This window comes from Brochothrix thermosphacta DSM 20171 = FSL F6-1036, from assembly GCF_036884295.1.
Taxonomy (GTDB): Bacteria; Bacillota; Bacilli; order Lactobacillales; family Listeriaceae; genus Brochothrix; species Brochothrix thermosphacta.
On record NZ_CP145608.1, the window covers coordinates 2,247,722 to 2,272,521 of the forward strand.

Annotated in this window: 23 protein-coding genes; 14 read left to right on the forward strand and 9 right to left on the reverse strand. The window is 36.3% G+C overall.

Translation table 11 applies throughout. From position 1 onward, the window contains the following. The first annotated feature begins 275 nt into the window (after positions 1-275). From V6S17_RS11190 to V6S17_RS11225, 8 genes are all read left to right on the forward strand, one after another. Positions 276-944, forward strand: a complete 669-nt coding sequence (locus V6S17_RS11190; RefSeq protein ID WP_029091868.1) for a hypothetical protein — start codon at positions 276-278, stop codon at positions 942-944. A gap of 116 nt (positions 945-1,060) precedes the next feature. After that, a complete protein-coding gene (locus V6S17_RS11195) occupies positions 1,061-2,314 on the forward strand; it encodes a dicarboxylate/amino acid:cation symporter (RefSeq protein ID WP_029091867.1) in 1,254 nt (417 codons plus the stop codon). A 156-nt stretch (positions 2,315-2,470) separates the two neighbouring features. After that, positions 2,471-3,160, forward strand: coding sequence for a helix-turn-helix domain-containing protein (locus tag V6S17_RS11200; RefSeq protein ID WP_051457288.1), 690 nt, complete (start codon positions 2,471-2,473; stop codon positions 3,158-3,160). Further along, positions 3,153-3,437, forward strand: coding sequence for a hypothetical protein (locus tag V6S17_RS11205; protein WP_029091866.1), 285 nt, complete (start codon positions 3,153-3,155; stop codon positions 3,435-3,437). Before V6S17_RS11200 ends, V6S17_RS11205 begins: the two co-directional genes overlap by 8 nt. 115 nt (positions 3,438-3,552) lie before the next feature. Then, positions 3,553-3,948: a GntR family transcriptional regulator gene (locus V6S17_RS11210; RefSeq protein WP_029091865.1), complete on the forward strand. Its 396-nt coding sequence runs from the start codon at positions 3,553-3,555 to the stop codon at positions 3,946-3,948. Then, the gene (locus tag V6S17_RS11215) at positions 3,938-4,810 is read left to right on the forward strand and encodes an ABC transporter ATP-binding protein (protein WP_029091864.1); all 873 of its coding nucleotides are present in this window, start codon (positions 3,938-3,940) and stop codon (positions 4,808-4,810) included. Before V6S17_RS11210 ends, V6S17_RS11215 begins: the two co-directional genes overlap by 11 nt. A gap of 1 nt (position 4,811) precedes the next feature. Then, positions 4,812-5,858: an ABC transporter permease subunit gene (locus V6S17_RS11220; protein WP_029091863.1), complete on the forward strand. Its 1,047-nt coding sequence runs from the start codon at positions 4,812-4,814 to the stop codon at positions 5,856-5,858. Between the two features lie 113 nt (positions 5,859-5,971). Beyond that, on the forward strand, positions 5,972-6,631 hold the full coding sequence (locus V6S17_RS11225; protein ID WP_198400963.1) for a Crp/Fnr family transcriptional regulator: 660 nt from the start codon (positions 5,972-5,974) through the stop codon (positions 6,629-6,631). 326 nt (positions 6,632-6,957) lie between these two features. Here the strand turns inward: V6S17_RS11225 and pflA are convergent, their stop codons facing one another. The 4 genes from pflA to V6S17_RS11245 form a co-directional block, all read right to left on the reverse strand. After that, entirely contained in the window at positions 6,958-7,707 is a 750-nt protein-coding gene (gene pflA, locus V6S17_RS11230; protein ID WP_029091861.1) for a pyruvate formate-lyase-activating protein, read from the reverse strand. Between the two features lie 60 nt (positions 7,708-7,767). Beyond that, positions 7,768-10,020 carry a formate C-acetyltransferase gene (pflB, locus tag V6S17_RS11235; RefSeq protein WP_029091860.1) on the reverse strand — a complete coding sequence of 751 codons (2,253 nt, stop codon included), beginning with the start codon at positions 10,018-10,020 and terminating at the stop codon, positions 7,768-7,770. A gap of 362 nt (positions 10,021-10,382) precedes the next feature. Then, on the reverse strand, positions 10,383-11,633 hold the full coding sequence (locus tag V6S17_RS11240) for a nucleoside permease (protein ID WP_029091859.1): 1,251 nt from the start codon (positions 11,631-11,633) through the stop codon (positions 10,383-10,385). Between the two features lie 127 nt (positions 11,634-11,760). Beyond that, positions 11,761-12,579 carry a purine-nucleoside phosphorylase gene (locus V6S17_RS11245; protein ID WP_029091858.1) on the reverse strand — a complete coding sequence of 273 codons (819 nt, stop codon included), beginning with the start codon at positions 12,577-12,579 and terminating at the stop codon, positions 11,761-11,763. 195 nt (positions 12,580-12,774) lie between these two features. Between V6S17_RS11245 and V6S17_RS11250 the strand changes: the two genes are divergently transcribed. The 3 genes from V6S17_RS11250 to V6S17_RS11260 all read left to right on the forward strand — a co-directional run bounded on the left by V6S17_RS11250 (position 12,775) and on the right by V6S17_RS11260 (position 15,850). After that, positions 12,775-13,974 (forward strand): ROK family protein, encoded by a 1,200-nt coding sequence (locus V6S17_RS11250; protein ID WP_051535994.1) that lies wholly within the window; start codon positions 12,775-12,777, stop codon positions 13,972-13,974. 291 nt (positions 13,975-14,265) lie between these two features. Continuing rightward, positions 14,266-15,195, forward strand: a complete 930-nt coding sequence (locus tag V6S17_RS11255; protein ID WP_036027458.1) for an endo-beta-N-acetylglucosaminidase H — start codon at positions 14,266-14,268, stop codon at positions 15,193-15,195. A 109-nt stretch (positions 15,196-15,304) separates the two neighbouring features. Then, positions 15,305-15,850, forward strand: coding sequence for an AAA family ATPase (locus tag V6S17_RS11260; RefSeq protein WP_029091855.1), 546 nt, complete (start codon positions 15,305-15,307; stop codon positions 15,848-15,850). Between the two features lie 263 nt (positions 15,851-16,113). On the opposite strand, the gene V6S17_RS11265 is transcribed toward V6S17_RS11260, so the two are convergent. After that, positions 16,114-16,611 (reverse strand): cupin domain-containing protein, encoded by a 498-nt coding sequence (locus tag V6S17_RS11265; protein ID WP_029091854.1) that lies wholly within the window; start codon positions 16,609-16,611, stop codon positions 16,114-16,116. A gap of 111 nt (positions 16,612-16,722) precedes the next feature. Between V6S17_RS11265 and V6S17_RS11270 the strand changes: the two genes are divergently transcribed. Continuing rightward, complete coding sequence (locus V6S17_RS11270) at positions 16,723-17,097, forward strand: VOC family protein (RefSeq protein ID WP_029091853.1); 375 nt, start codon at positions 16,723-16,725, stop codon at positions 17,095-17,097. On the opposite strand, the gene V6S17_RS11275 is transcribed toward V6S17_RS11270, so the two are convergent. From V6S17_RS11275 to V6S17_RS11290, 4 genes are all read right to left on the reverse strand, one after another. After that, positions 17,048-18,076, reverse strand: coding sequence for an MMPL family transporter (locus tag V6S17_RS11275; RefSeq protein WP_051457285.1), 1,029 nt, complete (start codon positions 18,074-18,076; stop codon positions 17,048-17,050). The genes V6S17_RS11270 and V6S17_RS11275 overlap by 50 nt on opposite strands. A gap of 58 nt (positions 18,077-18,134) precedes the next feature. Beyond that, on the reverse strand, positions 18,135-20,228 hold the full coding sequence (locus V6S17_RS11280; RefSeq protein ID WP_157679017.1) for an MMPL family transporter: 2,094 nt from the start codon (positions 20,226-20,228) through the stop codon (positions 18,135-18,137). A 163-nt stretch (positions 20,229-20,391) separates the two neighbouring features. After that, positions 20,392-21,795: a PTS transporter subunit EIIC gene (locus V6S17_RS11285; RefSeq protein ID WP_029091852.1), complete on the reverse strand. Its 1,404-nt coding sequence runs from the start codon at positions 21,793-21,795 to the stop codon at positions 20,392-20,394. A gap of 21 nt (positions 21,796-21,816) precedes the next feature. Further along, entirely contained in the window at positions 21,817-22,335 is a 519-nt protein-coding gene (locus V6S17_RS11290; protein WP_029091851.1) for a PTS transporter subunit EIIC, read from the reverse strand. Between the two features lie 287 nt (positions 22,336-22,622). Between V6S17_RS11290 and galE the strand changes: the two genes are divergently transcribed. Then, the gene (galE, locus tag V6S17_RS11295; protein ID WP_029091850.1) at positions 22,623-23,606 is read left to right on the forward strand and encodes a UDP-glucose 4-epimerase GalE; all 984 of its coding nucleotides are present in this window, start codon (positions 22,623-22,625) and stop codon (positions 23,604-23,606) included. A gap of 371 nt (positions 23,607-23,977) precedes the next feature. Continuing rightward, entirely contained in the window at positions 23,978-24,325 is a 348-nt protein-coding gene (locus V6S17_RS11300; RefSeq protein ID WP_080712931.1) for a transposase, read from the forward strand. Positions 24,326-24,800: the final 475 nt, after the last annotated feature.

Sequence of the window (24,800 nt, forward strand, 5' to 3'; positions counted from 1 at the left end):
CAAATTATTAATTGCCGTCGAAACAGTGACTCACAACAATATTTTTATCAATACTCGTCTATTTTATCTCCTCAGCTAGCATTTATTACGATTAAGCTCTATCAAACCATTTTTATATTTACTAGTTACTTGTGTTCAAAAAAAGCGCTCTTTTGAATAAACACAGGTTAAATACTTATGTTATAATTAAGAAGGTAAATTTGAGTATTCACTCGACTGTAAAAACAGCTGATTACTCATCTAACATACGATAATATATTTTAGGAGAATGACTAATGAATAAACGTTTAAAGAAAAAAATGGAAAAACGCCAAAAAGAACTTGCGAACCTTAAAGATAAGACAGTTTCAACAGTCTCAAAAACAGTTTTACCTGTTGTTACTAAAGTAGAAGAAGTTATTGCGCCTGTAGTTTCAAAAGTAGAAGAAAAAATCACTTCTACAAAAACTAAAGCGGTTGTATCTAGCACACGAAAAGCCAAACTTACAAAACAAACATTACCTTTAGATAACGCGCTTTATCCTATTTTCACTACTATACTTGCCGCTGAAAAGAAAACAGCGACAGCAGTATTTAACGATCTTATGGCTGCTGAAGTCTCTAATTTTGTAGCTGAAGATGATATTACGGAAGTTGGTGAAGTTTTAGCCGCTTTCGCAGAAGCTAAACTTCATGTAGCTAAATACTACAAATCGAAAACGGCTGTTCGCCCATTAACTGCTAAAATGGTAACAGATGAAAAAACACGCCTAAAACGCTTCGCAGAAATCACTGCGCTCGCAGAAGAAATCACTGCTTTACCAACAACTTCAGAAGCTTTAAATCGTTCTCACCTGTCTGTAGATCTTGTAGCAGATAAAGCTTCACTTGTTGAACAACTCAATACAATTGTTTCTACCTATAATGAACAACTAGATGACACCATTGAAAAGCTTTCTATTTAAAAGAAACTTTCACTACTTTGTCAGTCCGTTGATAAGTGCTTTCTCACCCGGCGCTTATCAACATTTTTTTGAAAAAAAATCATTATCATTTTAAAATTACGAACAGGAGATTAACTATGAAAAACCGTTTTAAACAATACCGTTCATCCTTTCTTTTACTCTCAGCAATTATTTTGGGTGGCCTTATCGGGGTGCTTTTCCCACAACAAACACATTATCTCAAGCCGATTGGTGACGTTTTTGTCAATTTTATGTTCATGGCAATTGTTCCTTTTGTATTCTTCAGTATATCGTCTGCCATTGCTTCAATGGATGGTGCTAAACGCCTCGGAAAAATAATGGGTAGCACCTTCTTAATTTTTATTTTCACCGCAATTTGTGCTGCAATTATCGGCTATATCGGGATTCGTTTCTTCCCTCTCGTTCAAAATGCTAATTTAGATACTATCAAAACTTTAATGTCATCAACACCTGTCCAAGATGATATTTCACTAGCAGATCGTCTTGTCGGTATTTTTACTGTCAATGATTTCAGTTTATTATTATCCAAAGAACACATGCTGCCATTGATTTTCTTTTCAGTTCTAATCGGGTTAGCAACTTCTTCTTTGGGTACAACAGCAAAACCATTTGCTGTTTTTCTTAAATCCGGATCAGAGGTATTAATGAAACTTGTGCAATTTATCATGTACCTTGCTCCTGTAGGATTAGGTTGTTACTTCGCCGCAATTATCGGTGATTTAGGTTCACAAATTATTGGAAGCTATGTACGTGTTATCGTTCTTTACATTGGTATTGCTTTGTTTTATTTCATCGTGATGAACACTGTTTACGCATTATTAGCCGGTGGTAAATACAGTCTCCGTTCATTTTGGAGAAACATCACACAACCTGCAGTAACTGCGATTGCAACATGCTCTAGCGCTGCTTCTATCCCGGTAAATCTAAATGCAACAAAAGATATGGGGGTACCTAACGATATTGCTGAAACAGTTATTCCGCTAGGAGCTAACACACATAAAGACGGTTCTGTCATTGGTGGTGTATTCAAAATCGCCTTTTTGTACGGTGTCTTTAATCGTGATATTACTGGAATTGACAATATGATTACGATTATCCTTTGTGCCTTTTTAGTAGGAGCTGTCATGGGCGCAATACCAGGCGGCGGTATGATCGCTGAAGTCCTAATTGTTACGATTCTCGGTTTTCCACTTGAAGCCGTGCCACTTATCATCGTTATTAGCACTATTATTGATATGCCTGCGACGCTGCTTAATTCCTCGGGAAATACTGTCAGTGCAATGATGGTTACTCGTCTTGTCGAAGGGCGAAATTATTTTAAACAACGCTTCTCTAAAAAGAGGATTTGATAATGATAATGAACTCGTATTATTCTTTGAAAAGGTTACTTCTTAATTGAGGTAACTTTTTTTATGCTAAAAAGCCTATATTATCAACATGCAACAACTTGTTGCTTAACTTCTTTATCAAAAGAAACTATATTGGAAACAGAGGAGGTTGTACAAATGCAACTTGGAGAAAAAATAAAAACATTACGTCTCGCTATGAATTTAACACAGGAAAACACTGCTCAAAAATTATTCATTTCACGTCAAGTTCTTTCAAAATGGGAATGCGGTAAAAGTTATCCCGATTTAGAAAAATTACTCGCTATCAGTCAACTTTTCAATATCTCTATCGATACTTTATTAAAGGAGGATACAAATTTGCAATCACATATCATCAAACAAAGTCACTACAAAAAATATATTGGGTTCTTTTTACTTTATTGTTATTCATTTGTGGGATTACTCGTTATGCTCTGTGCAAGTTATGCTTTTCTAAATTTACCTGTCACAATGAAAACAACCGATGTTAATTTCCTTAACAGCCATTTCGAAAGTACCCACACAAAAGACGATACGTTATATATTTCTGGTGATTTGATTCCTTTTTTTGCTAGTTATCAAGGTGATTGGAGTTTTCAAACAACAGAAAAAACAATTACTATTTTCATGCATCGAACACGTGTCCCTCGTGCAGAAAATCATGTGCTATTAACACTCGAAAAAGATAAAAAACACGGGTTTGATTGGACAAATAAAGACATTTATTTTTCTGACGATACACATAAAACCTTACTGTATGATGCGTCTAAAAAGAAGCTAACTTTCACGCTTCCAGAAACAAATCAGGGAGGTGTTGGCAATGATTAAATATCTTTGGCATTACCTGTTCTTAATTTTATCGACCGCAACAATGCTAGTGTCCTTACCTTTAGTTTTAGTTGGTCGAGAGTTTAGTCGCTCCTTGTTCACTGTCGTGTTTGTTTTGTTAATCATTCTGTTTATCACTGGAACATTGGCTATTATTTTTTGGTTAATCTCGAAAACAACCACACGACATTTGAAAATAACGCTATATAGTTTTGCTGGTTTTCAGATAGTATATCTCGCTTTTTTCCTTTATCTCATTTTTATTACACGTCTATAAAAAGTTGGAATTGCGCTCTCTTATTCTTATGATACATTGACAAAACACCCTTTTGAGTGTACTATTTACATTAGTTCACTAAGTTCACATTTTATGTGAAAGGAGATGTTGACAATTGTATCAATTAGACTATAAAAATAACGCACCATTATTTGAACAAATCATTAAAAAAATAAAAGAGTATGTTGTCCGTGGCTTACTGGTTCCCGGTGACAAAATTCCTTCTATTAGAGAATATGCTGGCTTAGTAGGTATCAATCCCAATACTGTCAGCAAGGCGTATCAAGAACTTGAACGCCAACAAGTGATTGTCACGATGAAAGGAAAAGGTGCTTTTATTGCTGAGCATTCGCTTAATACTGTAATCACAATTGACGAAGTTGCCGAAAAAAAACGCTTAGAAAACACTTTAATAGACTTCATTTATAGTGGGATTCAAGTCGAAACCATGCACCAATGGATAGACGATATCTACACTAAACTGAAAGGAGCGAATGATAATGCAAATTAATCATCTTTCTAAACAACTTAATAACCGCGAACTTTTTTCAGATATAACGTTCAACGTCAACCCTGGAGAAATTATTGGTATAGTCGGTCGTAATGGAATTGGTAAAACAAGCTTATTCCGCACCATCATGGGACTCTACACGCCAGACCAAGGAGAAGTACTGATTCATGGCAAATCATTGGCACAGCATCCTGAATTAAAGGAACAGCTCTTTTTATTACCTGACGAATTTAAAGCATGGGAAGGTTATAAACTTAAAACGATTCAGAAATTTTACAGTAAAAATTACACGCATTTCAACGACGAAAAATTTACAGATTTAATGTTAGCATTCAATCTCCCTATCAACGCTAAACTCGGGACTTACTCGAAAGGTATGAGTGCGTTGTTTGGTATTATTCTATCGTTGTCGATTGGTGCTCAATATCTGTTGCTTGATGAGCCGATGGAAGGTTTAGATATTATTGTACAAAAGAAAATTATGAGTGCCTTAATGGCAGAAGTATCTGATCGTCAACTCGGGATTGTATTATCTTCACACCGTCTCGATGACTTAGCGCCCATCGCAGATTATGTACATCTTATCAAAAATAAAAAAATCGAAAAAACGTATCACCTCGAATCATTACGTTCAGAAGCGACTAAAATTCAAATTGCCTTTAAAGATGGTATTATTCCCGATTTTGTAAGAGAACAAGGAGATATTATCAATAAACAAGGTCAGGTATTTACTATTTTATTCATGCAAAAATACACTGATTTACACAAAAATTTATTGGAGATAGAACCACTTTTTATGGATCAGTTACCTGTCACTTTAACCGATTTATTCAATTTCCACTTGAAAGATGAGGAGGACTAATATGAAAACGGGATTAATATGGAAAGAATGGCGTCAAAACGTTTGGGTTTTTGTTGCATTTATTATATTAGTTATTGGATATGGACAAATCGAAGTTCATCAAACAATTGAAAATCATAATACACTGCAAAAATATTACCAATCGGAAGAGTTCGCACTCAGTCAAAAAAGCAAAGATGAAGATCTATACGAAGATGAAACAGAAATTGAAGACTTGCTTAAAGTCTATGCCGATATGCATGTACCTGCAACAGTATTTAGTATGATTTTAGTGCTTTTTATGGGACTTAAGATCACTGTGTTTGAAAAAAATAAGCGTGCAGATTATATTGCTCAAGCGATGCCCTATTCCAAACTTACAATTATTATGCATAAATTATTACTACCTTTAGTTATAATAATTGGTGCTTGTTTGCTCTATAGTGTCACCACTTATCTTACATTTACTGCTAATGTTGACGCACATTATCTGTTCACCCTAAATGAATGGCTTATCAGTAATCTGAACGCTTTACTTCTATTGCTTCTTATTTTTAGCTTTAGTTTTATGATGGGAACACTTATTGGTGACGTTGTCGTTGCAGTTGCTGCAACAGGTGCTTTGTTATTATCGGCGATGGTAATTACAGTAGGAACACTTCGCTATAATATTATCGGTTTTTATGCCTACTTTAAGAATAGTACGATAGAAAGCATTTCAAATTCTGACGACCTTTCCTTCTTATTTGATAGAGCTCCTTATGCCAATTATATAATTTTAATCATATTAGTTGTTGTTTTTCTTATACTAGGTTGTCTTTTTTATAGTAAAGCCTCATTAGAGAATAATGGTTTAATGTTGATGTTACCGAAAGCACGTATGCCTATTTTAATCATTGGTGCACTTTACACAGCATTGATTTTAACTACTTTAAATATTGATAATGATAATCGTGTGAGTGACGCTATGGTTAAATCTTATCTACTCCACTTTGGATTAACGGCCCTTATTGCGTTTGCTATTGGTTGGGTATTATTCTATAAAGTGAAAAAATTACGACGTATTTAACAAAATCTTCTTCGTAATAGTGTTTTCGTGATTCTGTCACTTTTCAACTCTCACATCATTACTTCACATGCTATACTAGATGGATAAGGAATGAAGTAATTGGGAGGTTCTCTATGATGAACGAACACATTCTAGTTGATTATATCGCACGCAAGCAACCTACTGTTATTACTAAAAAGAAGAACACTTATCTTGCTTATGATGGTGATGACATCAGTTACGTTGATATTTTGAAAAGTGGTATTGTCAAAATCAGTGTCATATTAAAAGATGGTCGTGAATTTAATATAGCTTATAAAAACAAGTTGGAAATTGTTACACTGATGAAAGATGAAGAATCCGCCATCACACAAGCGCCTTATAATGTTCGCATTGAATCTGACACCGCTGAGTTTTATCGTATTGATCGTTTAGAATTTTGGGAAGACGCAATGTATCATCAAGATTTATTGCTCTATACAAAAGAATTTTATCGTCAATCACTTCAATCAATCACACAGCATATGCAACATATGGTAATGAACGGTAAAAAAGGCGCGTTATGCGCATTATTATTGGAACTATCTCAACAATTTGGCGTACAAACAACTGAAGGAATCCAACTCAGCATTCATATTACAAATGAAGATATTGCTGCCTTTTGTGGGATAAGCTCTGATACAAGCGTTAGTAGGATGTTACGTGAGCTGCGTGAACACGGCGCACTCGCAACTGAGAACAATAATTTTTTAATCACAGACAAAGAATACTTGGAAGAATTTTTAGCAATTTAATAGTGAAAGTGAAAGCAAACGTTCAGCTACAAAGAAATTGGAGAAAACACTATTTTGACGTAATTTGTCAGGATAGTGTTTTTGAAATTTTGCAGGAGTTGTTTGTCTTTAAGTAAAAGCAACTTCACACCCATTTAAAACTGAAGAGATTGGAGAAAATCTCTTGTTGACGCTCTATGTCAGAATAGTGTTTTTGAAATCTCACAATTTTTGGTGTGAAGTGCTGGAGATAAATAAAAGCAACTTCAAGTTCCTTACATTCAAAAAAATTAAAATAAAACAAAAAACTCGAGGAGCTATTCCCTCGAGTTTTTGTTTATTTCTATTTAATTATATTTAGCTGTACCTAATAATTCATTCGCCATTTCAACAACTGGACTTTCAGGTGCATTGATACCTTCCAACGGGTATTCCAATCCTAATTCTTTCCATTTGTAAACACCCATTGTATGGTAAGGTAACACCTCTACCCGTTCAACGTTTGGCAATGTTTCAATAAAAGTATTTAAATCGGTCAAGTCTTGCGGATCATCCGTTTTTGTTGGTATCAAAACATGACGAATCCAGATGGGTTGCTCATGATCGCGAAGATAGTGGGCAAAATCTAAAATTGGTGCATTAGGACGTGTTGTAAGTTCACGATGTTTAGCTGGATTAATCTGTTTAATATCCAACATGATTAAATCAGTCACTGCCAACAATCGATCCATTTTATCAATAAATTTAGGTGAGCGACTAAAACAACCACCACATGAATCTATCGTTGTATGAACACCCGCTTCTTTACACAATGTGAATAAATCGATTAAAAAATCGAGATGAAGCAATGGCTCACCCCCACTGACCGTGATTCCACCGCCTGATGCATCCCAGAACTCTTTATATTGTATCGCTTCATAAAATACTTCTTGTGCTGTACGTTCTGTTCCAGTACCAATTTTCCAAGTATCTGGATTGTGGCAAAACTGACAACGTAACAAACACCCTTGCATAAATACGATAAAACGAATGCCTGGGCCATCAACAGTCCCCATTGATTCAACGGAGTGTACACGGCCAATTGCAGATCCTGTCATTGTTCTTCATCCTTTCATTTAACGCTTTATTAAGTGCTTCACACGCAATACCCGCTTTTACTACATTGTTTCATGCATAGTTCGTTTAATAACTTCTAACTGTTGTTCACGTGTTAATTTAATGAAGTTAACAGCGTAACCAGATACACGAATTGTTAATTGTGGATAGTCTTCTGGATGGTCCATTGCGTCTAATAATGTATCGCGATTAAAGACGTTAATATTTAAATGATGTCCCATTTTAGCTGAATAACCATCTAACATACCGACAAGGTTACTAATTTGAGAATTTTCTTCACGGCCTAAAGCTTTCGGTACGATTGAGAATGTGTTTGAAATTCCATCTTGTCCTTCGCTATATGGCAGTTTAGCAACAGATGCTAATGATGCTAATGCCCCTTTAGTGTCGCGACCATGCATTGGGTTTGCTCCAGGTGCAAACGCTTCGCCTTCACGACGACCATCTGGTGTGTTCCCTGTTTTCTTACCATAAACAACATTAGAAGTAATTGTTAAAACAGATGTTGTATGTTTTGCATTACGGTATGTTGGGTGTTTTTTAACTTTAGTCATAAATGTTTTTAATAACCAAACAGCAATATCATCGGCACGGTCATCATTGTTACCGTATTTAGGATAATCACCTTCAATTGTGTAATCAACTACAATACCGTTTTCATCACGAATTGTTTTAACTGTTGCGTATTTAATTGCTGATAATGAATCGACAGTAACCGAGAGACCTGCGATACCTGTTGCCATCGTACGTAAAACATCTGTGTCATGAAGTGCCATTTCGATGCGTTCGTATGAATATTTATCATGCATGAAGTGAATCACGTTTAATGTATTGAGATATAATTCTGCAATCCAATCCATCATTACATCATATTTCTCCATTACTTCATCAAAATCTAATACTTCTGAAGTAATCGCACGGTATGCTGGCGACACTTGTTCTTTGCTCTTTTCATCTACACCACCATTAATAGCGTAAAGTAATGTTTTAGCTAAGTTGGCACGCGCACCAAAGAATTGCATTTGTTTACCGATACGCATTGCTGATACACAACAAGCAATCCCGTAATCATCGCCCCAATCAGAACGCATTACATCATCATTTTCATATTGAATAGCTGACGTTTCAATCGACATCATCGCACAGAAGTTTTTAAAACCTTGTGGTAAACGTGTTGACCATAAAACAGTTAAGTTTGGCTCAGGCGCTGGTCCTAAGTTACTTAGTGTATGTAAGAAACGGAAACTGTTTTTAGTTACAAGATGACGACCATCTTCACCTACACCACCGATTGATTCAGTTACCCATGTTGGATCACCTGAGAATAGCTCATTGTAATCTGGTGTTCGTGCAAATTTAACCAAACGCAATTTCATAATGAAATGATCGACAATTTCTTGTACACTTTCTTCGGTTAATGTGCCATTTTTTAAATCGCGTTCAATATAAATATCAAGGAATGTTGATGTACGCCCTAATGACATCGCTGCTCCGTTTTGTTCTTTGATTGCAGCAAGATAACCTAAGTATAACCATTGGAATGCTTCTTGCGTATTTGCAGCTGGACGTGAAATATCAAACCCGTATGTTTGCCCTAATTTTTTTAATTCTGCTAATGCACGAATTTGTTCATTAATTTCTTCACGTTGACGAATAACATCTTCTAACATTGCATTGTCATTTGAAGTATTTAAATCTGCTTTTTTCAAGGCAATTAAATGATCAATTCCGTATAATGCTACACGACGGTAATCACCGATAATACGGCCACGACCATAAGCATCTGGTAAACCAGTAATGATTCCTGATTTACGAGCAGCACGCATTGCTGGTGTATAGGCATCAAAAACACCTTGGTTATGTGTTTTACGATATTCAGAGAAGATATGTGATATCTCTTCATCAATCTTAAAGCCATAAGATTCAGCAGCTTGTTCACTCATACGAATACCACCGAAAGGTTGTAAACCACGTTTGAATGGTTTCTCTGTTTGGAAACCAACAATTGTTTCTAATTCTTTATTTAAATAGCCAGGACCATGCGAAGTAATACTCGATACAACTTTCGTATCCATATCCAACACACCGCCGGCCTTACGTTCTTCTTCATTTAATTTCATTACTTGTTCCCATAAAGCATTTGTTGCTTCTGTTGGACCCGCTAAAAATTGATCGTCGCCATCATAGGCTGTATAGTTTTTTTGGATAAATTCACGAACATCCACACCATTTTCCCAGTCACCACGATTAAAACCTTGCCATTCATAATGTTTCTCTGTGCTATTTTGTTTCATGTCATTTTTCATCATTTTTAAAACCTCCTATTATGATTACTTATCTTGTATTCTAATTATAGTTTAGAATACTAACACAGTATTCTCTCATACAGATGATATTAACAAATGATAAGTAGGTTAAACGCTTCTACCACTATAAAGACCGAAAAAACTGACATGTAAGGGTTTCAATCTCGTTGCTTAATTTGGAGCAACGACAGAGTTGTGTCAATATTTCAACGTTGTGCTGTATTACACTAAATTCAAAGCTGTTATAGTCCTATTTCGGCATAACAAAAAAGCACTCTGACATATATCGTCAGAATGCTTTAATCTAAAATTTCACTCGTTTATGTTCATCTTTTGTAAAAAATTTGTTGTTATACTTTTACATTTTTCATTTTCTCAACATCGTGCTTGTAATGGAATGTGAAGTGGAAAATCACAGCTAATACTAATGTGTACGCCGCAAATATTAACCAAATCGCTGGCCAATTTTTAACGCCATCCACTGTAAAGTAATCAACAATCATTCCACTACCAATCGCACCGACATAAGCTCCCAAGCCGTTAACCATTGTCATGAATAAACCTTGAGCGCTCGCACGAATGCTTGAATCCACCTCTTGCTCGATAAAAATCGATCCAGAGACATTGAAGAAGTCAAATGCGCAACCGTATACAATCATTGATAACAATAAGAAAGTGAAACCTAGTGGTGATGGATCGCCAAAGGCAAACAATCCAAAACGTAATGTCCAAGCAATCATACTCATCAAAATAACTTTCTTAATTCCATATTTTTTCAAGAAAAATGGAATCGCCAAGATGAAAAATACTTCAGCTATTTGTGACACAGACAGTAAAATTGATGGGTATTTAACAACTAAGCTACCCGCAAATTCTGGGTTTAAACCAAAATCATGTAAGAATGGATTTCCAAATGTATTTGTAATTTGTAAAACAACACCTAATAACATAGAGAATAAGAAGAAAATTGCCATTTTTGGCTTTTTAAATAATACAAATGCCTCTAAGCCTAACAAACTAACCCAGCCTTGTTTGCCTTTTTTCTTCACAACTGGAATAGATGGTAACGTCAATGAATACAACGCTAGTGCCAATGATGCGCCTGAAGCGATGTACAATTGCGCTTTACTAAGCTCAAGTCCAAGTAAGCTAATTGCCCACATAGCAACGATGAAACCAATGGTTCCAAAAACACGTATTCCTGGGAAATTTGCTACAGTATCTAATTTGTACTTTTCTAACACAGCATATGATACCGTGTTTGATAAGGCCAATGTTGGCATAAATACCATTGCGTTTACAAGCATTACCCAAAACATCGTTGCAGAGTCCGTCACGGATGCTGCATAAAACAAGGCGATGGCTGCAATAAAGTGGCACAGTGTGAATAACCAATTGGCCCGTACCCATTTATCCGCAATAATACCAATAATACTCGGCATCAATATCGCTGCAATCCCTTTTGAACTGTAGACAATCCCAACTTCGGCACCCGTAAATCCTAATGTGTTAATCATATAGGAACCCATTGTGATTAACCAACTACCCCAAATAAAATACTGTAAAAATGACATGATTTTTAAACGATTTTTAATGCCCATCTGTCTTACCTCCTCGTTAGTGGTGTTGTTTTATTATTGCTGTCAATGCGCTTACTCTGTGCTAATGTTTTCGCGAGAACAGCACTTCCTTTGAGGAGGCAAACTTGCGAACACAAATCATATCAGATTAGAAACGTGCAATCACTTCTGTTACTAATTTTAAGAATGTTGATTTTACTCGCTCAGCTGTTTCAATGACTTCTTCATGGTTTAATGGTTGATCTAAAATACCGCAAGCCATATTAGTTAAGCATGAAATACCTACTGTTTCGATACCTGCATGACGAGCAATCAATGCTTCAGGAACTGTTGACATCCCGACTGCATCAGCACCTAACGTACGAATCATACGGATTTCAGCAGGTGTTTCATAAGTAGGTCCCGTCCACCATGCATAAACGCCTTCTTGCAAAGTAACATTTTGATCTTTAGCTACGTCTGAGACAACGCTGCGTAATTGTTTGCTGTACACTTCTGAAACATCAAGGAAACGCACACCCAGTTCATCGTTGTTTGGACCCATTAACGGATTATTTGCCGTTAAGTTAATGTGATCTGTGATTAACATTAAATCTCCAGGACTAAAATCAGTATTAACAGCACCACACGCGTTAGTAACAATCATTTTTTCCATTCCTAATGCCTTCATGACACGTACAGGGAATGTTACTTGATCGAGTGTAAATCCTTCATAGTAGTGGAAACGGCCTTTCATTGCAACGACTGTTTTTCCAGCAATTGTACCAATAACTAATTCATTTGCGTGGCCAACAGCCGCTGATTTAGCAAAATGTGGAATTTCATCATATGGAATGTGTACTGCATCTTCTAATGTATCAGCGAATGGACCTAATCCTGATCCTAAAATAATACCGATTGTTGGTGTCACTTTTGTGTGTTTTTCAATATAAGCTTTTGCCTCTAAAATTTCATTTGTTTTATGCATATTAATTCCTCCTCAATTTGTAAAGCGCTTTCATTGTTTCGATACATAAATCGTAACATGACGTTTTTAAAAAGTAAAGAACTTTTTATCATTTTGGTAATAAGTTATTTATGACCGATGTCTCGACTTGCTTTTAAATACTTTGTTTGCTAATCTTCTTTTAGAGACCACTCGCAAAGGGGGGCATTTATTATTATGAATGCGATGTTGGAAAGTTTTCATCAACCGAAATCTGCTAAAATTAACAAATTAAAAACGCTCTATCGCGCGATTCAGAAAAACGGCCCCATTAAAGCCGAAACACTGATGCTTCAAACGAATACAACTCATGCGACATGCGCACGTTTACTAGATGAGCTTCAAAAAAATAACTTGGTATCGGTAAAATCATCAACGGTTTCCACCGGGGGACGTAAACCCAACCTGTACCAAATAACACCCGATGCTGCTTATTTAATTGGTATTGAAGTCACTGCACTCTATTCTACAATATCACTGCTTGACCTTCATCTATCCATTAAACAACAAGCAAAAATAAAGACCGCTCACTTCACCTCTATTTATGACACATTAGATTTTATTATTACAGAAACAAAAAAATTAGTAACAACCGCTAATTTATCTTTTACTTCTATTATTGGAACCGGGCTTTCAATCGATGATTATTTTGATTCGTTCGACCATAAAAAAAATGATTTAACCACTGAAATTAAAACGCTGGAAGCTTATATTGAAGCACAACTTCCTTCCAAAGTGACAATTGGCAGTGGCGTTAACTTTGCAGCACTAGCCGAATACCGTTTGAATTATGGGGCATCAAGCCGTCGTTTTTTATTCAGCACAAGCGATATGGAGCTAAGAAGTTGTACTTTAACACATGGCGGAACACCTTTGAGTTCAAATGGAATGTCATTTACATTTGGGCATACAATCATTGATTCTCAGGGGCCGGTCTGTAGCTGTGGGGCAAAAGGTTGTTTACGCACATTTAGCTCATTACCTGCTATTAAAGCGGCTATTATCCAACGTGTTAACGCTGGCGAAACATCACAACTATCCGAGGTTGTCTCAAGTATTGAAGAAATCGATTTTTTCGACATTTTAAGTGCATCTGAAAATGGGGATACACTCTGTAAAAACGTACTTGAAGAGGCAGCCTATTATTATGGTATCGCATTAAGTAATCAGATCATCGTTTATCAACCAGATACCGTCGTTTGCGGCGGGACATTGATTCCTAAAAGTTCATTTTTCGAAGTTGTTCAACGGACAATTGCTGAACGTCTCGCGCCTTTCTCAGGTATTTCTACTAATGTGTACCCTGCCAAAGATTCTTATGATATTGTTTCACAAGGCGCTGGTGGCATTGTATTAGAGAAATTATTACGTTCATAACATTTGTTTGAACACCACTCAACTCCAAAATAACACTCCCCTCTTTGCCTTTGTCCTATGAAGTTGGAGGCGAGTGTTTTTTTTGATTGTAACTGCCTGTTTGATAATTTGGTCCTATTAATCAGGATTAACTTTTTTTATAATCATTGTCTATTCAATCGAACGAGACTTTCTTTAGCAATTGCGTAAAAAGTAGAAGGCTTGACAATTAATGTCAGTTACTACATCATAAAAATGTAAGCGCTGTCTTTTTTTGCGTTTATAAATACTTTTTATGATAGGAGATATATTATGAAAAAAAGAACAAAGGTTTTTTCGTTGTTATCGAGCTATTTTATTTGTATTACACTTTTAACCGGTTTAATGATCACCACTACCAGTCAGCAGGCAGAAGCTTCTAGCAAAGTCGTTCCAAAAACAGTAATGTATGTAGAAGTGAATGATCATGAGTTTCGAAATGTTGGAAAATACACACTAGCAAATTCAAAAAAAACGGCGATTGATATCGGAATCATTTTCGCAGCTAATATTAATTACGATAAAAATACTAAAAAACCTTATTTATTTTTAAATGAACAAGTCAAAAAAACTTTGAATGAAAACGCAACGCAAATCAAACCGATACAAGCACGTGGAACAAAAGTACTGCTGTCCATTTTAGGTAATCATCAAGGTGCTGGTTTTGCCAACTTCGCTTCTTATGAGAGTGCAGATGCTTTTGCCGCGGAACTTGAAAAAGTTGTCAATGCTTATGGTTTAGATGGCATTGATTTTGATGATGAATACGCTAAATATGGGGAGAATGGCACACTGCAACCAAATAACTCGTCTTTTATTTGGCTCGTTCAAGCATTACGTCAACGACTTGGCGATGATAAATTAATTACACTTTACAACATTGGCCCCGCAGCTTATAACTCTAAAGCTAACGATAGCCTATCAAAAAGTATTGATTACTCATGGAATCCCTACTATGGCACATGGAGTGCACCATCATTCCCAGGAATCGATTCATCGCGTTTAAGTGCAGCTGCAGTAGAAGTAGGTGTCAATAAGGCACAAAGTGTACAGTTTGCTAAACGCTCTATCAACGAGAACTATGGCCTATTCCTCATGTATAATCTAAGCGGAAAAAATTCAGCTGATTTTATTTCAGGAATCACACAAGAACTTTATGGTGAAAAAACAATCTACACAGAAACTGTTCCGTCTGTACGATAGTATAGTATAATGAGGCATAAACAGAGAAATCAGCCTGAAACAAAGTTTTTATGACTGATATTATTAGTTACCTATCAGTACATTATGCTATTGAACGGAGGCTCTTTTAATGAAAATAATTGGTTTTGCAGGTTTAAGTGAAAGTGGTAAAAGTTATTGTGGAAAGTACCTTGAAGAGCAGCATCAAATTCCCAGAGTAAAAATTGTCCGTTTTATTGAGCAGTGCCGCAAAGAATACATGAATAATGCGATTAGCTTGGATGAATTTCATGACTTTTTGTATCATCCCACTAATAAATTTACTGACTTTTTCATGGATGAGATAATTTCAAGAATGAAACAAATGTACAACGACCACGATACCATTGTGATTGAAAGCTTAAGAAATCCTTATTTAGGTAAGTATTTTCATGAAAAATTAAGGCATGATTTTACTATCGTTTATATGGATACCGCTTTAGATGTTAGAGTCAATCGAGAACGCAAAAAAATCAATCGTTCTTTTGAAGAAACACTTCGAGCTACTTATGAGAAAGATCAATTAAAAATCGCTCAAGGCGCACTTGAGTACAAAAAAATGAGTGACATTATTTATGATAATAATGGCTCATCCATAAAATTAGATCTTTTTTTAGATGAACTCGTTTCTCAATAAGTAATTGTTATTTAAGGCATTGGTGGTTCCCTCACTAATGTCTTCTTTAATACAAAAAACCACACAATAATGTGTGGTCAGATTGTAGACAATGTCTCGTTTTTTTCTTTGAACATGATTTAAGTGACTTTGACTACGATATGAGAGGACTGAATAGGCATGTTGTTATAGTAGAAACGACGCGCGAGTAGCGGCCTAAAACAGCGTTTATCTTCAGTCTCAACCACACACTAACGTGTGGTGTTCACTATTCATTTCAACGGTTATTCTGGCAATGTTTCAAACGCTAGTTCTTTGATAATTTCAGGATGATTGCTGTGCGATGCTAGTAATTCAGCTTGCGTGAATAATGTGAAATCACGGTAATCAAATCCTGGTGATACCATGCAGCTTACTAAACTATAGCTATCATCCGCATTAACGCTTGATCCAAAAATACTGCCTGCCTTCACAACATATTGGAGCAATTCTCCTTTCGCTGTATCCGGACCAATTTCAGTTGTTGTGTAACTACCGTCTTCTAATAATTCATGGACAGTTAATGCGTGCCCAGCATGATAGTACCACACTTCATCTGATTTCAATTGGTGGAAATGCGATGGATTATTTGATGTTAATAAAAAATAAATACTTGTATAAAGTGGACGCTCATTACCGTTCACTGTTGTGGTATGGGGTGAAGCTAATTTACGTACATAATAACCACCTTCTGGATGTGGCTCTAATCCTAATTCTTTGACCCATTCTTGTTGTGTTTTCATCGTAACTTATTCCCCCTTCAGTTAGATTACACATTAATTTTAACTTATTTAATCAAAAATTGCTTCAGTTTTTGATTTTTAGTATAAAATAAAAAGAAAAGGGGTGTCCTTATGATTACAAAAATTGGCGAACTCATGTTATACGTAAATGATCTAGATCAATCTGCAACTTTTTGGACTGAAAAAATCGGTTTCACTCAGCTAGCTGAACATAACGAAGCTGGGATGCGTTGGATAAACATCGCTCCCACATCAACAACAGAAACACAGTTTGTACTTCACGATAAAAAACAAATTGCAGCAATGCATCCAGAAGTACCTTTGGCTACACCTGCTTTATTATTCTACACAAAAGACATTCAAAAATTACATGAGGCCCTTTTTAATAAGGGGATACCTGTTGGGGATATTGTAGAAATGGGCGGTAGTCTCACCTTCAATTTCCCTGATCCTGATGGAAATTATTTCGCTGTGAAAAACAGTTGAACTTTTTTATGTGATCAACACACGAAACAAATAACAGCTTATTTTTGTTAAATAGTCGACGGATTTTTTCTGTTAGCCCCATCATTGCTGTGATATAGATGGGAATCATCACTAGACTTAGCAGTATCAAACAAATGATAACAGCGATAGCTACTTGCATTAACGTGAGAATTCCTGAAGGTATTAATGCAGCAAATGTTCCCCCTAGAATCACTGCTACCGCCATAATGACACCACCCATTTCTTTAGATGCAGCCACTATTCCTTCATAACTAAATGATTTTTCTTCGCGGTAACGCATCATCAAGAAAATACTATAATCAACACCTAAAGCCACACTCATAATAAAACAAAAGAAAGGGACATTCCACCCTAACATGGCATCTTTAAATAATAGTCCACTAACTAATTCAGTTAAACCTAAAGCAGTAAAGTAACTAATTAATAACGACGAAATAATAATGAGTGTCTGCCATGCCGAGCGTGTGATAAAGACTAACACAAGACCGATACCTATCAACATAATAATAAGCGTGCGTGTAAAATCATCTTGTGAAAGTGTTTGTAAATCAATATTTTGAACTGTTTTTCCTCCAAGAACTAACTGTTTATTTTCTAGTTCGGACGATTCATTTGCAGCAGCTACTTTACGATCTATTGTTTCAACAATCGCCATCGCTTCTTTGCTATATGGGTTCACATCCAGTACAATTCCAAAACGCATGGTGCGCTTATCTTTAGACATATACGTTGCGATGCTCTCTTGAAATTCTGCACTGTTAATTACTTTCTTGGGAATAGCGAACGTTGATCCATCATCTTCTTTACTCATCGTACCGATATATCGCTGTGCATCACCAAGCCCTGTTTTCACCTTACTTAAACCAGCAGTGCTCGCCGACATGCCCTCTGCCAATACTTTCATTTGGCCTTCTAATTCTCCTAGCCCTGATTGTAATTGTACCTGTCCTTTGTTCAATTGTTTCAGGCCACCTTCAACAGCAACGCTACCATCTTTTACTTTTATACTTCCAGTTTCACCTGTACGTAAACCTGTAGCAAGTTCTTTGGCCCCTTGTTTCTAATTTTACAACAGCTGTCTCCATCTGATTTAAACCATCTGATAGTTCATTGAAGGTAGATTCAGCCGCTTTTAAACCTGTTAGTGATTGTTCATACTTCGGTTGCACTGCTTTTAAGCCTTCACCAACAGTAGACATTCGTTCCTGTCCTGTGATGGCTCGCGCTAACGCATCTTGCATTTCTGGTAGCTCTTCAGACTCTGGCAATTCTTCCATTACTGCATAGAGGTTTTCTTCAATCTGCTTATAGTTATCCGTTTCATTCTCGATAACAGCATTTACAGCATCAAAGGCCTCACCAAAAGCACCGCCACTCGCAGAAAATGCGAGATAGATTCGCTTAAACTCTGTGATGCCTGTATTTAATTCTGTCAGTTCAGCACGTAATTGACCTAATCCAGTTGCGAGTTGATCTGCTCCCTCTGCGCCCTTTGCGAAGCCCGTTGTTAATTCGCCGACAGCACTTGTGAGCTTGGATGTCCCTTTACTTATATCACTTGTACCATCAATTAATTGTTGCACATTTTCTGCACCTGATACATCATTAGCAGCTAGTTTTTGCTCCGCCTCTGTCAAACCACTGTTAATGGTTGACAACCCTTTATTGGCTTTATCTAGCCCGCTATGTAATTGACGCGATTGTTCTTTCGTATACAGATTATCTACACGTTCCCCTAAAGGACGCGTTACAGAATAAACCGTTGCCACGCCATCAATATTTGCAATCTCAGCAGCAAGTTCATCGACCGCTTTTAAATCTGTCGGATTAGCCATGGGTTGCTCGCTTTTAATTGCTAAAGTTGTGGGTGCCGATAACCCTGCAGGGAAATGTTTAGTAATAAGCGTAATCCCTTGTTTTGATTCATATTTATCATTGATTTCCACTAAATCATCATAGTTTAATTTACCTGAATAATTAAGCATAAATGGCACAGTTAAAACCGCCACTATTATTAATGCAATGATCGGACGATAAAAGGCCTGTTTGGATAAAAAGCCCCATAGTTTACTTGATTGATGTCCCGCAAAATTTTTAGTTGGCCAAAATAACTTTTTCCCTAGCAAAGCCATGAAAATTGGATTTAGTGTTAATAACACCAACAATAGTACTGCTACTCCAATCGCTACAGGTGAAGCTGCTTGGTAAATTTTAAACTGCGCAAATATCAGTGCGGCAAAACCAATGAAAACGGCGACACCACTATAAATAACAGTTTTACCCGCCGTTTGATAGGTTGTTTTAATCGCAGACCCAACACTTTTTTGTTGTGATAATTCTTCCTTAAAACGCGTAAATAATAAAATATTATAATCTGTCCCCACACCAAATAAAACAACGACCATAAACACTTGGGTGAAATTAGAAAAAGGAAAACCAAAATGTTGTACTAATTGGGCGGTAATACCTAATGCCACAACATATGAAATGCCAACGCTCAGTAACGATACGATAGGAACAATGGGCGAGCGAAACACCAACAATAATACAAGTACGATAAATATAATAGCAATAACTTCTGTTTTCTCAACGCCCTCATGTGTTGCTTTTGCAAAATCTTCTAAAACGAGTGCATTACCTGTTAAATAACTTTCAACGCCTTTTATTTGCAGTTCTGGACGAATACGATCACCAATTTCAGTAATTGTTCCCTCTCGCAAAACTTCTAGTTGAAGCATGACCGTTGTCCCATCACTCGACAATAACTGTTTTTTTGCGGTCTTATTATCAAGATGTGAAACAATTCGATCAATACCTAAACTTGTTTGATTCGTTTGGATTGCGGTAATTCGTTTTTCAATTGTTGTCAGTTCATCTGCTGTGAGCTTTTTGTTTGAATGGAACACAGCGATCATTTGATATGTTTTTTCTTTGCCATCACGCATACCGTTAATAATTTTTGCTGCTTGTTCACTTTGAGCTGATTCAGGTAACGAAATCTGCCCTTTTTCTCTCACTAACGTTCCCATGTTTGGCATAAATAATACTAATAAAAGCGTTACCACAAGCCAACTTGTTAAAATTAGCACACGCCACTTTCTCTTGTTCATGTTCGTCACCATTCTTTCTCGTATATATCCTCCCCCAGAACAATACGGCCTTTTACTTTAGTGTACCTTATATCTTTCATTTGGACTATCACAAAAATAGTCTTTTAACGATAAAAAAAGCAACCGCACAATTGGCGGTTGCTTTAGATTACTATTTTAAGAATTATTTTTCAACGCGTTCTTTCAATTTATCAGCAACAAATTCTACATCTGTTCCAACGATAACTTGAAGAGCTGTATCATTGATTTTAACAACACCTTTTGCGCCTGCGCGTTTCAAAGCATCTTGATCAACAATATTTGTATCTTTTAATTGTAGACGTAAACGAGTTGTACAGTTATCGATAACTGTAAAGTTGTCAGCGCCACCTAATGCTTTAAGGTATTTATCACCAATAGCGTCATATTTATCTCCTGTAACTGGTGTTGCTAGTTCTTCTTCATCTTCTTCAATTGCATTTTCATCATCATCATCTTCACGTCCAGGCGTTTTGATGTCGAATTTTAAAATAGCAAAGTAGAAAATCACGAAGTAAACAACTGCGAAAACTAAACCAACTAAAAGTAAAAGGAGTGGCTTAGTTCCTAAACCGTAGTTTAGTGAGTAATCAATCGCTCCTGCTGAGAAAGTGAAACCCATTTTAATTCCTAATAAGTTAACGATAAAGCCTGAAATTCCTGCTAAGAGCGCATGCACAACATAAAGAGGGAATGCGATAAACATGAATGAAAACTCAAGCGGTTCTGTGATACCTGTTAAGAACGCTGTTAAAGCGAGTGATAACATCATCCCAAACGTTGCTTTACGTTTATGTTTTTTAGCAGCTGCCACCATTGCCATTGCAGCTGCTGGTAGACCAAACATCATAATTGGGAAGAAACCTGTTTGGAAAGCGCCCGCTGTCGGATCTTTAGCGAAGAAACGGTTAATATCTCCGTTTACAACAATACCTGTTGCAGCATCTGTAAAGCTACCATAACCGAACCATAAGTAAGAGTTTAACACGTGATGTAAGCCCGTTGGAATTAACAAACGGTTTGCAAATTCGAATACACCTGCACCGAATGCACCTGCACCAACGATAAATTCGTTAAGATGATTTAATCCAACTTGGACTGTTGGCCAAATGAAACCAAAAATAACAACAAGTATTAACGTCGCGATAGCATTTAATATTAAGGCAACATGACGTCCGTTAAAGAAAGCACCTTTATCAAATTTAAGGTACACAAGGTTATAAATAATAGGTGAAAATAGACCAGCGATAAAACCACCGAATACACCCATATTAATATCTGGATTAACGCCAATAACACCGAAGTTTAAGATAAAGTACATGAGCGCGCCACTTAAAGCTGCTAAACCACTATTATCCTTCGCTAAACCAATAGCAATACCCATTGCAAACATCAATGGTAAATAAGTGAAAATAGCGTTCCCGCCAGCATTCATAAATGGAATATTTAAAACATCAGCTGCGCCAAGACGGTTTAACAGACCCGCAGCTGGCAAAACAGCGATTGGAAGCATTAATGCTTTCCCGATTTTTTGTAATTGTGCTAACATAATTTAATTTCCTCCTTTACTTTATAAGTGTGGTAAGACAATATTTGCAATAAATGATCCAATAAACAAGGCAACAACACTTGTAATAATCGGAACAAAACGACGGCCACCAAAGAAGGCTAACCATTCAGGCATCTTAATATTGTAGAATTTGTTATACATCATTCCACTAACAAGTCCCATTACTAAACCACAAATAATGAAGAAAATTTGTCCTTTTACTTCGCCACCAAAAATAGAGATAGGTGCATTAACTAAAAATTGTGCTTTAGCATCAATTAAAACAGAGAATGATGCTCCAAATACTAGGTAACCTACCGCACCAGCTAAAGCAGCCGCTCCACTGTGATCAAACCCAATACCAACTGCAAAAGCAATCGATATAATTAACGGGAAAATCATTTTATAAGCGTTGAAAACACCTTCTAAACCTGAATTTCCTGTTAAACTTCCTGCCCAAAAAATAACTAAAAGGATTGCAGTAACTGCGACATATGAAAGGGATATTGCCAAACGTTTAACTAAACTTTCTTTTTTCATCTTTTTTCCTCCTCCAATATTTATTACGAAAAGAGCTTAAAATTCTTTTCCTATTCTGTTTTTTATCATAACATGAAACCGGTTTCTGGTCTATACCATTTTAAGATGAAACTATTCTTCTATAGTAAAAAAAATCTATCATCTATGCAATATTCGAACTATTAAAAACAATCTAAAACTAGAATTGTTTCTTTCCCCCAGACAATCCCAACCTAGTTTAATAGTACTGTTTATCTATGCTATAATAATAATAAATTAAACGTTTTTTTTAAAAGGAGTGTTTTTTTGTGACAATTGCAATTTGTGGTGGCGCCGGTTATATCGGTTCTCATGCCGTACTCGCATTACTTGATCGTGGAACGGATGTCGTTGTTATTGACAATCTTTCCACCGGACATGCTGAATCTGTACCTGCAGGCGTGAAACTTTATAAAGGTGATATTAGAGATGCTAAATTTTTAGATACTGTTTTCACCACTGAAAAAATCACAGACTTGATGCATTTTGCTGCTGATTCATTAGTTGGTGTGAGCGTCCAAGAACCTTTAACTTATTACAATAATAATGTGGGTGGTGCGATTACATTATTGGAAGCAATGAAACGTCATAATATCAACAACATTGTTTTCTCATCAACTGCTGCAACATTTGGTGAACCCTTGCGTCAACCCATTGTTGAAACAGATGCTCAAATACCAACTAACCCCTATGGCGAAACTAAATTAGCCATTGAAAAATTACTAAAATGGACTGCTAATAGTTCTGATTTACGTTATAAAGTTTTACGTTACTTCAATGTTGCTGGTGCAGACCCTACAGGTCGTGCTGGTGAAGACCATCGTCCAGAATCACACTTGATTCCATTAGTTCTTGAAGTAGCTTTAGGGAAAAGAGAGCATATTTCAATTTTCGGAGATACTTACCCAACAGAAGATGGGACATGCGTTCGTGACTACATCCATGTGTCCGATTTAATTGCCGCACATATTTTAGCACTTGATGATTTATTTGCTGACGGTGAAAATAGCGCCTATTATCTTGGCAACGGCCAAGGCTTCAGCGTTAAAGAAGTAATCGAGGTCTGTCGAAAAGTGACTGGTCACACTATACCTGAAGTAATGGCTCCCATTCGACTAGGTGATCCTGCAACTTTAATCGCAAGTTCTGATAAAGCCAAACAGCAACTTGGATGGTCGCCCCAACATGCTAAATTAGAAACAATCGTCGCAGATGCCTGGCACTGGTTTGAAAAAAATCCTAACGGTTATTAATCAGCCAACTTAAATAAAAAAAGCGTTAGTGACAATATGGAAATACCCTATCGAAATAGGATTAATCAAAAACTATTTCTTAGGCTTTAAATAGAGCGTTTCAGACTTTACAATGGTATTAATCAATTCGATACAGGCATTATTATTAAGTTCCCACCCTATGGGACCTAATGATGATGCCCTATTTTGATAGGCGTAAACTTTGTAATCTGAGCCCTAATCATTATGCAATAAGTAGCTTTCAAGTTTTGGCAATTGATTGAGAGTATCTAATACGAATGCCTTATCTTGACTATCATCAAATTTTCAATGATAAATGTCCATTATCGAAGATAAGTACATCCTTTTGAGCTGAAAGTCACGTAAATAATATTAGTGATTCAACAACCCATAAAATCATTGATATTTTACCTTCTCGCCGTTTAACTGTCCTTAAAGATTACTTTTCATCTTATTCTAGAACCGTCAGAAACGCGGTTAAAATAGTAGTTGTCGATATGAATGCCCCTTATTATGTAATGGCTAAAGAATTTTTTCCAAAAGCAAAATTAATTGTTGATCGCTTCCACTTGCCACAACTAATCGTCCGTTCTCTGTCACAGACTCGTATCCAACTCATGAATCGATTTAAAACCTCATCTCCAGAAAGTCAGAAAACATACCGTAAACTCAAACGTTATTGGAAGTTGATACTCAAGAAAGAATCTGAACTGAACTAAGCGATACGCTGTATCGTTATATACCTTTGTTCAAAGGTATAATGACCTCTCATGGTATTATAGATTACTTGACTAACTTAGATGAGTCATTCAAAGCAACCTACCGACTCGTACAGCAACTGACAGTTGCCTTTGACCATCGTAATTTTGAAGCTTACAATGCACTTATTCATCAAAAACATAGCGATGTTTCTCACTATTTGAAAAAAAGCCTACGAACGTTACGTAAATATTCACACGCAATCAATAATAGTTTTATCTATTGTTATTCAACCAAGATAAATAGAATGAATGATACTCAATTTCTGACGAAACTTCCGTCTCATACTAATCTCGTAAGCAAATAAATTCGCAACGATATTAGCAATAACAAGATTAAGCTTATCAAACGTGTTAGTTTTGGTTATAAGAATTTCAGAAATCGTATTCTTCTCTGTTTCAATAATTAATCATATACAAAAAAGGATTGTAGAAC